This window comes from Foliimonas ilicis, from assembly GCF_039939195.1.
Classification (GTDB): Bacteria; Pseudomonadota; Alphaproteobacteria; order Rhizobiales; family Rhizobiaceae; genus Foliimonas; species Foliimonas ilicis.
In genome coordinates this window covers 589,163-602,932 of sequence record NZ_JBDUUH010000001.1, presented here as the reverse complement: position 1 = coordinate 602,932, position 13,770 = coordinate 589,163, and the positions used below count along the sequence as shown (strand labels likewise).

General features: G+C 58.6%; 10 protein-coding genes. All 10 read right to left on the bottom strand.

Features of this window, described 5'->3' with window-relative positions; all coding sequences use genetic code 11:
• Nucleotides 1-45 precede the first annotated feature (45 nt).
• The gene (gene pyc, locus ABFT80_RS02940; protein WP_347970359.1) at nt 46-3,504 is read right to left on the bottom strand and encodes a pyruvate carboxylase; all 3,459 of its coding nucleotides are present in this window, start codon (nt 3,502-3,504) and stop codon (nt 46-48) included.
• Nucleotides 3,505-3,687: 183 nt separating this feature from the next.
• The gene (locus tag ABFT80_RS02935; RefSeq protein ID WP_347970358.1) at nt 3,688-4,803 is read right to left on the bottom strand and encodes a branched-chain amino acid ABC transporter substrate-binding protein; all 1,116 of its coding nucleotides are present in this window, start codon (nt 4,801-4,803) and stop codon (nt 3,688-3,690) included.
• A gap of 241 nt (nt 4,804-5,044) precedes the next feature.
• Nucleotides 5,045-5,392: a DUF6867 family protein gene (locus tag ABFT80_RS02930; protein WP_347970357.1), complete on the bottom strand. Its 348-nt coding sequence runs from the start codon at nt 5,390-5,392 to the stop codon at nt 5,045-5,047.
• An 18-nt stretch (nt 5,393-5,410) separates the two neighbouring features.
• Nucleotides 5,411-6,136: an ABC transporter ATP-binding protein gene (locus ABFT80_RS02925; protein ID WP_347970356.1), complete on the bottom strand. Its 726-nt coding sequence runs from the start codon at nt 6,134-6,136 to the stop codon at nt 5,411-5,413.
• Nucleotides 6,136-7,695, bottom strand: a complete 1,560-nt coding sequence (locus ABFT80_RS02920) for an ATP-binding cassette domain-containing protein (RefSeq protein ID WP_347970355.1) — start codon at nt 7,693-7,695, stop codon at nt 6,136-6,138. Before ABFT80_RS02920 ends, ABFT80_RS02925 begins: the two co-directional genes overlap by 1 nt.
• The gene (livM, locus tag ABFT80_RS02915) at nt 7,695-9,260 is read right to left on the bottom strand and encodes a high-affinity branched-chain amino acid ABC transporter permease LivM (RefSeq protein ID WP_347970354.1); all 1,566 of its coding nucleotides are present in this window, start codon (nt 9,258-9,260) and stop codon (nt 7,695-7,697) included. Before livM ends, ABFT80_RS02920 begins: the two co-directional genes overlap by 1 nt.
• A gap of 4 nt (nt 9,261-9,264) precedes the next feature.
• Nucleotides 9,265-10,167: a branched-chain amino acid ABC transporter permease gene (locus tag ABFT80_RS02910; protein ID WP_347970353.1), complete on the bottom strand. Its 903-nt coding sequence runs from the start codon at nt 10,165-10,167 to the stop codon at nt 9,265-9,267.
• Between the two features lie 314 nt (nt 10,168-10,481).
• On the bottom strand, nt 10,482-11,483 hold the full coding sequence (locus tag ABFT80_RS02905) for a 4-hydroxyproline epimerase (RefSeq protein WP_347970352.1): 1,002 nt from the start codon (nt 11,481-11,483) through the stop codon (nt 10,482-10,484).
• Nucleotides 11,484-11,497: 14 nt separating this feature from the next.
• Nucleotides 11,498-12,754 (bottom strand): NAD(P)/FAD-dependent oxidoreductase, encoded by a 1,257-nt coding sequence (locus ABFT80_RS02900; protein WP_347970351.1) that lies wholly within the window; start codon nt 12,752-12,754, stop codon nt 11,498-11,500.
• A gap of 33 nt (nt 12,755-12,787) precedes the next feature.
• Nucleotides 12,788-13,681 carry a dihydrodipicolinate synthase family protein gene (locus ABFT80_RS02895; protein WP_347970350.1) on the bottom strand — a complete coding sequence of 298 codons (894 nt, stop codon included), beginning with the start codon at nt 13,679-13,681 and terminating at the stop codon, nt 12,788-12,790.
• Between the last annotated feature and the right edge of the window lie 89 nt (nt 13,682-13,770).

Below are 13,770 nucleotides of genomic sequence, written 5' to 3'. Positions count from 1 at the left end.
GACTGGTTTTTGGTCCAGAACGATATGAACGGGCGATGTAGCGCCCTATTCGAAGACCACCAGAAGATCCTTGGCGTCGATCTGATCGCCGGTCTGCACCAGCACTTCGACGATCGTTCCATCGCGTTCGGCATGCAGCGCGGTTTCCATTTTCATCGCTTCGATGGACAAGAGAACGTCGCCCGATTTGACCGACTGGCCGGTCTTGACGGCAAGCGCCGAAACGACGCCCGGCATCGGTGCGCCGACATGGGCCTCGTTTCCGGCTTCCGCTTTGCGGCGCGCTTTGGCGGCGGATGCGCCGCGGATGCGGTCCGGCACTTTCACGCGGCGCGGCTGGCCGTTGAGCTCGAAGAATACGGTGACCATGCCCTTTTCATCGACATCGCCGATCGCCAGGCAGCGCACGACCAGCGTCTTGCCTTTTTCGATATCGATGAAGACCTCGTCTTCCTGTTCCATGCCGTAGAAGTAGACCGGCGTCGGCAACACGCTGACGGGGCCGTAGGTTTCCTGCGCGCTGGCGAAGTCCGTGAAGACCTTCGGATACATGAGCCACGAAGCGAATTCGAATTCGCTGATCTTGCGGCCGAGCTTCTCTTCGATTTCGGCACGGTCTGCCTTCAGATCGGCAGGCTTCAGCAACGAACCGGGACGCACCGTAATCGGCTTTTCGCCCTTCAACGCCTTCTTTTGCAGAGCCTCCGGCCAACCGCCGGGCGACTGGCCGAGATCGCCGCGCAGCATCGACACGACAGAATCCGGGAACGCGATGTCCTTGGCAGGATTTTCTACATCGGCAACCGTCAGATCCTGACTGACCATCATCAGTGCCATGTCGCCCACCACCTTGGAGGACGGCGTGACCTTGACGATATCGCCGAACATCAGATTGACGTCGTGATAGGACTGCGCGACCTCGTGCCAGCGCGTTTCCAGCCCAAGCGAGCGGGCCTGCTCCTTGAGATTGGTGAACTGACCGCCGGGCATTTCGTGCAGATAGACTTCCGACGCCGGACCCTTCAGATCGCTTTCGAAAGCGGCATACTGGTTGCGCACCGCTTCCCAATAGAAGGAGATGCGGCGTATCCATTCGGGATCGAGGCCGGGATCGCGGTCCGTGCCTTTCAGCGCTTCGACGATCGAGCCAAGGCAAGGCTGCGAGGTGTTACCGGAGAATGCGTCCATCGCCGCGTCGATCGCGTCCACACCGCTCTCGACCGCCGCCAGAATGGTCGCCGCCGACAGGCCGGACGTGTCATGCGTGTGGAAATGGATCGGCAGATCAGTTTCCTCGCGCAGCGCCTTGAACAAGACCCTCGCCGCAGCAGGCTTCAGCAGACCGGCCATGTCCTTGACGGCAATGATATGCGCGCCTGCCGCTTCAAGCTCTTTGGCCAGACCGACATAATATTTCAGATCGTACTTGGCGCGTTCGGGATCGAGCAGGTCGCCCGTATAGCACATCGCGGCCTCGCAGAGCTTGCCTTCCGCGCGCACCGCATCCATCGCCACGCGCATGTTCTCGACCCAGTTCAGGCAATCGAAAACGCGGAACAGATCGATGCCGCCCTTCGCCGCCTGCGCAACGAAATGCTGCACGACATTGTCGGGATAATTGGTGTAGCCGACGCCATTCGCACCGCGCAGAAGCATCTGCAGCAGGACATTGGGTGCCGCTTCGCGAACCAGCGAAAGCCTTTCCCACGGATCTTCTGTTAGGAAGCGCATCGAAACGTCGAAGGTCGCGCCACCCCAGCATTCAAGCGAAAGAAGTTGCGGCAGCGCGCGCGAATAAGTTCCTGCGATGCGGGCAATGTCATGCGTGCGCATGCGTGTCGCCAGCAGCGACTGATGCCCGTCGCGCATCGTCGTGTCGGTTACGAGAACCTGTTTCTGTTCGCGCATCCAGCCGGCAAACTTTTCCGGTCCGAGCGTATCGAATTTCTGTTTCGTGCCACCCGGAATAGTGCCGTTCAGATAGGGCACGACAGGCGACGCCGCAGCCGCGTTCGGCTTCGGGCGGCCGCGCGTCTCCGGGTGTCCGTTGACGGTAACGTCGGCCAGATAATTGATGAGCTTGGTCGCCCGGTCCTGCCGCTTGACCTGTTCGAACAGCTCCGGCGTCGTGTCGATGAACTTCGTCGTATAAGAATTATCGCCGAAGCTCGGATGGGTGATGATCGCTTCCAGGAAGGTCAGATTGGTTGCCACGCCGCGAATACGGAACTCGCGAAGCGCGCGATGCATGCGCGAAATGGCTTCGCGCGCGCTCGGCGCCCATGCCGTAACCTTTTCCAGAAGCGGATCGTAGAAACGCGTAATGACCGCGCCCGAATAAGCGGTGCCGCCATCCAGCCGGATGCCGAAGCCGGTCGCACCGCGATAGGCGGTGATACGACCGTAATCGGGAATGAAATTCTGTTCAGGATCTTCGGTCGTGATGCGGCACTGCAGGGCATGGCCGTTCAGCCTGATATCGGCCTGCGCGGGCACGCCCGATTCCGGTTTGCCGATTTCGTAGCCGTCGAGAATGTGGATTTGCGCCTTGACGATGTCGATCCCAGTCACCTCTTCGGTGACGGTATGCTCGACCTGAATGCGCGGATTGACCTCGATGAAATAGAATTCATCACTGTCCGAATCCATCAGGAATTCGACAGTGCCAGCACCAATATATTTGGTCTCATTGGCAATCTTCAGCGCGTAGCCGCAAAGCTCCTCACGGCGCTTCGCATCGAGATAAGGCGCTGGCGCGCGCTCGACGACTTTCTGGTTGCGGCGCTGGATCGAGCAATCGCGCTCGAACAGATGCACGGCATTGCCATGCGTATCGCCGAGCACCTGCACTTCGACATGGCGGGCGCGTTCGATGAGCTTTTCGAGATAGACTTCATCCTTACCGAACGCAGCCTTCGCCTCGCGCTTGCCTTCTGTGACCTCGCGCGCCAGATCGGCTTCGCTGCGGATCGCGCGCATGCCGCGACCGCCGCCGCCCCAGGATGCCTTGAGCATGACCGGATAGCCGATCTCGGCGGCCATCTTCTTGACGATGTCCATATCGTCCGGGAGCGGTTCGGTGGCCGGAACGACCGGCACGCCGACTTCTATCGCCAGATTGCGGGCGGCAACCTTGTTGCCGAGACGACGCATCGTCTCTGGCTTCGGACCGATGAAAATAATGCCGTTTTCAGCGCAGGCATCGGCAAATTCCGGGCTTTCCGAAAGCAGGCCGTAGCCAGGATGGATTGCATCGGCAGCAGAAAGCCGCGCGACCCGGATGATTTCCTCGATCGAAAGATAGCTCTCGATCGGACCCATATCTTTTGCCAGATGCGGGCCGCGCCCGACCTGATAGCTCTCATCTGCCTTGAAGCGGTGCAGTGAATATTTGTCTTCCTCAGCCCATATCGCCACCGTTTTCAAGCCTAACTCGTTGGCAGCGCGAAACACGCGAATGGCGATTTCCGAACGGTTGGCAACGAGAATCTTGGCTATAGGCACAGGCAAACTCCAGTGAAAGCGACGTTACGGAACCCTGATTAGCGCGCAAAATGCTGCAGCGCAAACTCTACGGAGCAATTAAATTTCAATCGATTTAACAGTGAGTAATATAGCCCTCTGAAAAGACACAAAAATGCCCGGCGCAAGCGCCGGGCATTCTCGAATTCCAAAGCTCAAAAAATATTAGAGCTGGAAGTAGTTGTACTTGCCGTCGTCGCCCTTGCGCCATTCGTAAACAACGTAGTCGGCATCCGTACGATCGCCCTTTTCATCAAAGGACAGATCGCCAAGAACGGTCTTGAACGGACCTTTTTCCTTGATGGCAGCAGCAACGGCTTCCGGATCATTCGAACCGGCAGCAGCAGCAGCCTGCGCGATGACCTGCATCGAAGCATAGGAGTAGAGCGTGTAGGCTTCAGGTTCGAAACCAGCAGCGCGGAACTTCTCGACGACGTCCTTTGCAGCCGGGTTGGTGCGTGGATCCGGGCCGAACGTGTTCAGCGTACCGGCAACCGCGTCACCGGCGATCGATGCCAGCTCGTTGGAAACGATGCCGTCACCCGAGAACAGCGGAGCCTTCAGGCCCTGATCTGCTGTCTGGCGGATAAGGAGACCTGCTTCCGTGTGCAGACCGCCCCAATAGATGAGCGTAACGCCAGCCTGCTTCATCTTTGCGATGAGCGCGGAGAAGTCCTTGTCGCCTGCATTGACGCCTTCATACATGGCTTCCGTGAGACCAGCGGCGTTGAGCGCCTTCTTGGTTTCATCGGCGAGGCCCTGGCCGTAAGGCGTCTTGTCGTGGATGACAGCAACCTTGGCGTCCTTGAACTTCTCGGCAATGTACTTGCCGGCGACTTCGCCCTGCTGATCGTCACGACCGCAGATGCGGAACGTGTTCCACAGGCCGCGCTCGGTGAAGACCGGGTTGGTCGATGCAGGCGTAACTTCGAGGATGCCGTTTTCGGCATAGACTTCCGAAGCCGGGATCGAGACGCCCGAGTTGAAGTGACCGACGACGAACTTCACGCCATCGGCAACGAATTTGTTGGCGACCGAGATGCCCTGCTTAGGATCGGACACGTCGTCGCCGACAGAGACCTTGATCTGCTCGCCATTGATGCCGCCGGCGGCATTGATGTCGGCTGCAGCCTGTTCGGCACCGCGCTGAAGCTGTGCTCCGAAAGCGGCGTTCGGACCGGTGATCGGACCGCCAACGCCGACGAGAACATCCGCCCACGCGCTGCCGCCGAATGCCAGCAAGGCGCTCATGGCGACTGCGGACAGAAGTGACTTTTTCATTGAAACGCTCCCATTAACAGAGTGGGCGTGAAATTTGCTTTCTTGCGATGCCCACCCAAAGATCGCAGAAAGATCAGTTTGCCGATTTTCCAGCTCTTGTCACGCCGATTCATTTCAAAAACGACGCTAGAGCATCGGACCGAAAAGTGGTTACTGGTTTTCGGAATATTCCGATGCTCATTCAAAGTGTTAGATCGTCCTTTGTGCGTCCGAAAGGAAGCACGGCGATCTAATGGCGGTATCAGCTTTTCGGTTTCCAGCTTAACGGAGTAGCCCTTTCGTAAAGCCAGCTATATTGATTGACCATCTGGTTGGTGCGTGTGTAACGGAACCCCAAAGTTCCAAGAACAAGCAGTATGATCGTATCGACGATATAGAATTGCGCAGTCAGCATCGTCCCATCGAACAGTGCATGGTGGATGAAACGAACCGCCAATCCGAGCGCCAACAGATAAACGAACAGCGCATAGAAGGGCCGCCATGTCTGCGCACATGCGCGCCCGGTCATCCAGGCAGCCCAGCCGCCCAGCAGACAGGTGACGAAAAAGAACTGCCAGACCGATGCTTCTTCGTAGAGAATACCTTGCATATCAGCCTCCTGCTCGGGTCAATGCCGGCCGCCTTCGAGATAGGCCGCACGGACTTCGGGGTCTGCCAGAAGCTCCTTGCCGCTGCCGCTCATCGTGACATTGCCATTGACCATGACATAGCCGCGATGCGCCAGCTTCAGCGCGCCGAACGCGTTCTGCTCGACCAGGAACACCGTCAGCCCCTGTGTGCGGTTGAGTTCGCGGACAGCATCGAAGATTTGCTTGACGATCAGCGGGGCCAGACCGAGCGACGGCTCATCGAGCAGCAGCAGTTTTGGCCGCGCCATCAGCGCGCGGCCGATGGACAGCATCTGCTGCTCACCGCCCGAAAGCGTGCCGCCGCGCTGCTGGATACGCTCCTTGAGGCGCGGGAAGAGCGTGAAGATCTTCTCCACATCCTCATCGAAATATTGCAGCTTGTCGAGGCTCGCGCCCATCTGCAAATTTTCGAGCACTGTCATGCGCGGAAAGATGCGGCGGCCTTCCGGCGACTGCGCGATGCGCATTCTTGCGATCTCATGCGTCGGCATTTCCGTGATGTCGGTGCCGGCGAAGGTGATCTTGCCGCTGCGGGCACGCGGGCTGCCGAAGATGGTCATCATGAGCGTCGATTTTCCGGCACCGTTCGCGCCGATCAGCGCGACGATCTCGCCTTCATTGACATCGACATTGACACCATTCAGCGCACGGATGTTGCCGTAATAGGTCTCGACGTCCCTAACCGAGAGCAGGGGTGAAGCCATTATTTACGTCCCCCGGTCTTTGCCTTGGTAGGTGCCTTTGCGGCTTCCCTGGCAAGTTTTTTGGCCTGCCCGACCCAGTCTTCGCGCGCTATCCGCCCGTCGAATTCCAGATAGGTCTCTGCCGCGACCACATCGGCCTTTTTCCAGGCGGCAATCTGGTCAAAATGGAAGATGCCGTGCTCATTGAGCTTGCGCTCATTGACCGGCCCAATGCCCTTGATAAGCAGAAGCTTGTCGGCAGTGCCGCCGCGCGGTGCCGAAAGGCTCTGCGCAACCGCCGGAGCTTTTGGCTTTGCCGGAGCAGCTTTGACAGGCACCGTCTTCGCGGGCGGCGCTTTTGCTGGTGCAGCCTTCGCCGCCACGGCTTTTGCGGCGACTGGCTTTGCTGGTACCGCCTTGGCAGGCGCGACCGCTTTTGCAGCCGGTTTTACTGGCGCTGCAGCAACCGGCTTCGCGGGAGCGGCCTTGGGCGTCACTGCCGGTTTCGCAGCTACAGGCTTGGCCGCAGCCTTTTTCACGGGCGCGGATTTCGCAGACGCCTGTTTCGCGGAAACCTGCGCCGCCTTCGAAGCGCGCGGCGAGGCTTTGGCAGCCTCTTCGTCATCGCCCTTGTCGATCGTTTCCGAGATCGGGCCTGCAAGCATCGAAGCGGATGCGGCAGGCGCCTGAGACGGATCGGGCTCGATGCCGAGTTCTTCGATGACGTGATCGTCGCCGACCTCCGCCAGAACTTCGGTGACTTCCTCATCGTCCACGCCGAGATAAGCGGCGATGACGCGCGGGTCGCTCTTTACGAATGTCGGATCGCCATCGGAAATCTTGCGGCCATATTCAAGCACGACGACATGATCGGAAATCTGCATGACAACCGACATGTCGTGTTCGATGAGCAGGATCGACGTGCCCGTCGTTTTCTTGATGTCGATAAGCAGCGTGTTGAGCGCCAGCGACTCTTTCGGATTGAGGCCAGCCGCAGGCTCGTCGAGACAAAGCAGTTCCGGCTCGGTGCACATGGCGCGCGCGATTTCCAGACGACGCTGCGCGCCATAAGGAAGGTCGCCCGCCGGATCATCCGCACGATCGGTCAGATCAGCCTTGTCCAGCCAGAATTTTGCCAGTTCGATGGATTCGGCGGACGATCTTTTATAGCTCGGAAGCCCGAACAGACCGAGGATCGTAAAGCCCGAAGCGCGCATCAGCTTGTTGTGCTGCGCGACCAGCAGGTTTTCCAGAACGGTCATGCCCGAAAACAGGCGGATGTTCTGGAAGGTACGCGCCACCTTGGCGCGCGCCGTGATCTGATAGTCCGGCAGACGCTCCAGAAGGAACTCGCGTCCCGTCTTGCTGTTCAGCCGGATCATGCCTTCGGACGGTTTGTAGAAGCCCGTGATGCAGTTGAAGACGGTCGTCTTGCCCGCACCGTTCGGCCCGATCAGCGCGGTGATTTCACCGCGCTTTGCCTCGAAGGACAGATCGCCGATGGCCACAAGGCCACCGAACTTCATTGATAGATGCTCGACCGAGAGAATTGGAGTGTTCATTACGGATTCCGTGCTCATCAGCCGTGTCCTTCCTTGGTGAAGGAACTCGAGACGGCTTTTCTCTCACGCAGGAAGGCGGTCGGTTCACGGCTGCCGACGAAACCGCGCGGCTTCCACACCATGACGATGACCATGGCAAGGCCGAACAGCAGCATGCGGTAAAGCTCCGGCGTGAAACTCTGCCCGAAGATCGCTTTCAGGAACGTCATTTCGCGCAGGATTTCCGTACCGCCGATCATCACCAGTGCAGCGATCGCGATGCCGACCAGCGAGCCCATGCCACCAAGAACCACGATTGCGAGAATAATCGCAGATTCGAGGAACACGAAGGATTCGGGGCTGACGAAGCCCTGACGAGCCGCGAAGAACGAGCCGGCGAAGCCGCCGAACATAGCGCCGATGGCGAAGGCCGTAAGCTTCGTGTTGGTCGTGTTGATGCCGAGCGAGCGGCAGGCGATTTCGTCTTCGCGCAGCGCTTCCCACGCCCGGCCAACCGGCATGCGGCGCAGGCGGATCGTGACGAACGCAGTGATAAGTGCCAGCGCCAGGATCAGGTAATAGAGGAAGATCTTGTAATAAGCGCCGGACGTCGCCAGCCCGAAGACTTTCGCGATGTAATCCGGCGACGAGACGTCGAAATTGAACCAGCCGAAGAAGGTCACTTTCGGGATACCGGAAATGCCTGCCGAACCATTGGTGACTTCGCGCCAGTTGATAAGCACAAGGCGGATGATTTCACCGAAGGCGAGCGTCACGATGGCGAGATAGTCGCCCCGCAATCGCAGCACCGGAAAGCCGAGGATCACGCCCCAGAAGGCAGCCATAAGACCGGCGGCGGGAAGCAATATCCAGAAGGACCAGCCGAAATGCGTGCCGAGAAGCGCGTAGGAATAAGCGCCGACCGCGTAGAAGGCGACATAGCCGAGATCGAGAAGACCGGCCAGGCCCACCACAATGTTCAGGCCCCATGCCAGCATGACGTAGATGAGAATCTGGATACCGAAATTATCGACCCATTTCAACGAACCCTGGAAGCCGAACAGCGCAACCATCAGCACCGGATAGATGACCATCGCGATGATGGCCAGCAGCGAGAAATGAGCAAGGATGAAGGTGCGATAATAATAAAACACCGAGGCCAGCGCATAGATGATCGCGGCCCCGCGAATGAGCCCGACATAGGCTGATGCCTGTGGGCCGAGCGCCCCTGCCAGCGTGCCCGAAAAGAAGAGCAGGACCGCAGCGACAATCACGGCAACGATAAAGTATGGAAGCTTGAAGAACCGCTTGGCCGAGCTGTCCGGCAAAAGACCGGTCGCGATATTCACAACCTTCTGATTCGCAAAATACGGGCGCAGATAAGCGACCATCAGGAACCGGCCAATCATCACAAGACCGACGACGATTGCCAGCGTGCCCCATCTCTGGACGATGACCAGTTCGTTGCGGATGTTCTGATCGGTTTTCAGGCCGATAAACATAACGAACAGACCGAATGAGATGAGACCCGCGAATAGCGCTTCGCGAATGGCGCGTTGAATTGGAGCCGGCTCGCCGGGCTTCGTGGACGCAACATCAGCCATGACGTCAGACCTTTTCGACTTCAGGCCGGCCAAGGATGCCGGAAGGCAGGAAGATCAGCACGATGGCGAGGATCGAGAATGCTGCGACGTCCTTGTAGTCGATGGAGAAGTAAGCCGACCACATGGATTCGATGAAGCCGATGAGTAGGCCGCCGAGCACGGCGCCCGGTATCGAGCCGATGCCGCCGAGAACCGCTGCGGTGAACGCTTTCACACCCGGCACAAAACCATCCGAGAACACGACGACACCGTAATACATGAGGAACAGCGTACCGGCGACGGCGGCGAGCGACGCGCCCATGATGAAGGTGATCGAGATGGTGCGATCGACATCGATGCCGAGCAGCGCCGCCATCTTGCGATCCTGTTCGCAGGCGCGCTGTGCGCGGCCGAGAGAGGTTTTGTTGACGAGATACCAGAAGATCACCAGCAACGATGACGTGACCAGCACGATCACGATCTGCTTCAGCGAGATCGAGATGCCGCCGACATTGTAAACCTTGGTGATCAATGGAGGAATCGGCTTGTTGCGTGGACCCTGCGTGACCTGCACGAAGTTCGACAGCGCAATGGACATGCCGATTGCCGTGATCAGCGGAGCCAGCCGGAACGAACCTCGAAGCGGCCTGTAGGCCATCTTTTCGATCGTCCAATTGTAAAGGCTGGTGAGCAGCATGGCCACGATCATCATGATCAGAAGCGCCAGCACGACGGGGATCGAATAGAAAAGGCCGACCAGAAGGAGAAAGACGATCAGCGCGGTGAACGCACCCACCATGAAGATATCGCCATGGGCGAAATTGATCATGCCGATGATGCCGTAGACCATCGTATAGCCGATTGCGATCAGCCCATAGATCGACCCCAGCGTCAGCCCGTTGATAAGCTGCTGGATAAAATATTCCATTTGAATGCGGCTCCCCTGGAATGTCGTCTTGCAGACGCATCCACTTCTATAGTTCCCCTAGTCCTAAAGCGCCGCGCCCGATTTGCAACTTGGTTTTTGTACTGTCGCACGCCACTTTAGGCTGATATCCGACCCGCGTCTCATCTGCGTGAAATCACTGGACCAGAGGCAAGCTAGCACTGGCACAACGCAATGTCTTTGATGAATCTGACCGGTCAACCAAGGAAATTGCAAGAAATCCACGCTTGGAGCGCATTATAGAGAGTTTTTTTGCATGATTGGCAAATCCTCTTTTTGAATGAACTTACCTTACTTTACGTCACTACGAAGCCATGAGCGAATGGATCGCGCTCATCGATGAAGATCGTGTTCAGCCCGGTCATACGCGCCCAGCCACCGATGGAAGGCACAATGCCTGTCTTGCCTGCGACATCGACTTCGCGCTCCACCCGGCCCTTGAAGAGCGAGCCGATGATCGATTCATGGACGAAATCGTCACCTTCTTTCAACTGGCCCTTCGCGTGAAGCTGCGCCATGCGCGCCGATGTTCCGGTTCCGCATGGTGAGCGGTCGATTGCCTTGTCGCCGTAGAACACCGCGTTGCGGGCATGCGCTTCCGGATTGGTCGGCGCGCCGGTCCAAAGCAGATGCGAAAGCCGGTTGATGCCCGGATTTTCAGGATGCACGAATTGGTATTTTTCGTTCAGCCTCTGCCGCACAATCGGGCTCCAGGCGATGAGATCGCCCGCCGAATGATCGGCCATGTCGCGATAATTCTGCTGCGGCTCGACGATGGCATAAAAGTTTCCGCCATAGGCCACATCGACTTTAAGCTGGCCGAGTTGCGGACACTCGACCGTCAAATCCTCTGCATAGAGAAAGGACGGTACATTGGTGATACGCACTTCCTCGACATAGTCGCCCACCTGTTTGTACTCGGCGATCACCAGCCCGGCGGGCGTATCGAGACGCAGGGTTCCGGGTACTTTCGGCCGAACAAGCCCCTGCTCTATCGCCATCGTAACGGTTCCGATCGTGCCGTGCCCGCACATCGGCAGGCAGCCGGACGTTTCGATGAACAGGATCGCGATGTCGCAATCATCGCGCGTCGGCGGATAGAGGATGGAACCCGACATTACGTCATGTCCGCGCGGCTCGAACATCAGGCCGGTTCTGATCCAGTCGAACTCGGCCAGAAAATGCGCCCGGCGTTCCATCATGGTCGTGCCCTGCAGCAGTGGCCCGCCGCCTGCAACGAGGCGAACGGGATTGCCGCAAGTGTGACCGTCGATGCAGAAAAAGGAATGACGGGCCATGCTGACTGTCCTGCTTAAAAGCGCTGCGCGGAAAAGGGTGAAATGTCGATTGGAGAAGGCACACCCATAAGCATGCCGCTCACCAGCCTGCCCGTGGCGGCGGCTTGCGTGAGGCCGAGATGCCCATGGCCGAAGGCGAAATAGACGCCCGGATGATTTTTCGCCCTGCCGATGACCGGAAGCGAATCCGGCAGCGACGGGCGATAGCCCATCCATTCGCGTCCGCCCTCGGTGCGAAGCCCCGGCACGAAGCGCTTGGCTTTCTCAAGCATGGCGCGTGACCGTGCGAAATTAGGCACCCGCTCCAGCCCGCCAAGCTCGACGGCGCCACCGACGCGAATGCCGTTTTCCAGGGGCGTCATGACAAAGCCCTGAGCGGAGAAAATGAGCTGCCGTTTCAGGTCGAACGCCCCCGCAGGCAGTGTGGTGTTGTAGCCGCGTTCGGTCTCAAGGGGGATCCGTTCCCCGAAATGTCGAGCCAAACGATGCGACCACGCACCCGCAGCGATGACAAGCTTTTGTGCCATCGCCGTCTGGCCGTCAGCCAAATCGATACGCACATTTTCCCTCGATGCAGAAAGATCGACGACATTCGCCTGCACGAAGCGCGCACCCTTCTGCTCGGCATATCGAAAAATCGCCTTGCCCAGATCCTTGGGATCGGACACGGTTTTCCAGCCCGGTACGAATGTGCCGCGCGCAAAAACAGGAGCCAGCCCCGGCTGGTAGTTCTGAAGATCACCGCGCTCAAGATGACGATAGACGATGCCGAAACGGTCTCGCGCGGCCCAGCCCGGAAGCGATGCCTGAAACTCGGCCTCACTTTCATAGAGCTCGAGTGAACCGTCTTCGCGCAGCATCGAGCCTGTGCCCGAACGCGCCATGAGGGCTGCCCATTCGGACTCGGCGAGCCGCATCAGCGAGGCTTGAGCACTGAGCCCGGATTCATATCTATCTGCCCAGCCAGCGCGCCAAAAACGCAGCAGCCAGGGAAGCAGGCTGGGGAGATAGGCAGGCGGTATGGATAGCGGCCCCAGCGGATCGGCGAGCCAGCCCGGCACTTTGCTCAGCATGCCCTTATGAGCCAACGGCAGAACGTCGGAAAATGCGAAGGCCGCCGCATTTCCCGAACTGGTTTCCTCGCAGACGCCGGTCCGATCATACACCGTCACGCGGCGCCCTGCCTCCGCCAGATAGGCAGCGACGCTTATGCCGACGATGCCGGCGCCGATGATGGCGATTTCGCCTTCGCTGCCGTCCGGCCCGTTCATGGCTGGCCCTTCATTCCGCTTTATCGATCGATTTCAGAATGATGGCAGGGTCGGGCGGATTGCAAGCGCGTCCTTGATGATCTTTTCCGCTGCCTTGCGGCGTTCGCCCGAAAGAGGCTGGCGCGGCAAACGCACACGATCATTCGTGCCGATCGCGTGAACTTCCGCGAGCTTGATGTTCTGTACCAGATAGGTCGACACATCGAGGTCCAGCAATGGACGGAACCAGCGATAGATCGACAGCGCCTCCTCGCGACGGCCCTGCTTCATGAGCTGATAGATCGCAACGGTTTCGCGCGGAAACGCCGTGACCAGACCGGCAACCCAGCCGATTGCGCCGACCGCCAGCGCTTCATAGGCGAGATTGTCTACGCCGGTGAAAAGGTCAAAACGATCGCCAAAGTGATTGATGATGTCGGTCGAGCGGCGAATGTCGTCGGACGATTCCTTGACCGCGACGAACAGCGGATCGGATGCGAGCTCTTCCATGATTTCGATCGTCACATCGACCCTGTAAGCAATGCGGTTCGAGTAAATCATGACCGGCAGACCGCCAGCGGAAGCGACAGCCTTCAGCGTCGTCACGGTCTCTTCCGGGTTGGTGTGGTAGATCGGGCTCGGCACGATCATCACGCCGTCGGCCCCGGCAGCAGCAGCCTTCTTTGCAAGGGCTGCGCCTTCGCGAGTTCCGGCTTCGTTGATCGTCAGGAGAACCGGCTTGCCGGCTGCAACACCTTGCGCCGTTTTCAGAACTTCGAGCTTTTCATCGACGGAGAGCATCGGGCCTTCGCCAAGCGACCCGGCGACGATAATGCCGTCGCATCCGGCTTCCATCTGGAGAGCGAAGCAACGCTCCATTTCCTTGTGATCGAGGCGGTCATCTTCGGTGAATTTGGTCGTGACGGCCGGGAAAACGCCTGTCCACATGATGCATCTCCTTTTGATATATCAGTGATATATCTAGATATTCACACCCTGTCAAATGCGGAAATTAGCTGATATATCAAAAAATCCAT

What these genes read in the sequence shown, in the direction of transcription:
- ABFT80_RS02935 (WP_347970358.1), bottom strand. Translation starts at nt 4,803, where the DNA reads ATGAAAAAGTCACTTCTGTCCGCAGTCGCCATGAGCGCCTTGCTGGCA.
- ABFT80_RS02930 (WP_347970357.1), bottom strand. Translation starts at nt 5,392, where the DNA reads ATGCAAGGTATTCTCTACGAAGAAGCATCGGTCTGGCAGTTCTTTTTC.
- ABFT80_RS02925 (WP_347970356.1), bottom strand. Translation starts at nt 6,136, where the DNA reads ATGGCTTCACCCCTGCTCTCGGTTAGGGACGTCGAGACCTATTACGGC.
- ABFT80_RS02920 (WP_347970355.1), bottom strand. Translation starts at nt 7,695, where the DNA reads ATGAGCACGGAATCCGTAATGAACACTCCAATTCTCTCGGTCGAGCAT.
- livM (WP_347970354.1), bottom strand. Translation starts at nt 9,260, where the DNA reads ATGGCTGATGTTGCGTCCACGAAGCCCGGCGAGCCGGCTCCAATTCAA.
- ABFT80_RS02910 (WP_347970353.1), bottom strand. Translation starts at nt 10,167, where the DNA reads ATGGAATATTTTATCCAGCAGCTTATCAACGGGCTGACGCTGGGGTCG.
- ABFT80_RS02905 (WP_347970352.1), bottom strand. Translation starts at nt 11,483, where the DNA reads ATGGCCCGTCATTCCTTTTTCTGCATCGACGGTCACACTTGCGGCAAT.
- ABFT80_RS02900 (WP_347970351.1), bottom strand. Translation starts at nt 12,754, where the DNA reads ATGAACGGGCCGGACGGCAGCGAAGGCGAAATCGCCATCATCGGCGCC.
- ABFT80_RS02895 (WP_347970350.1), bottom strand. Translation starts at nt 13,681, where the DNA reads ATGTGGACAGGCGTTTTCCCGGCCGTCACGACCAAATTCACCGAAGAT.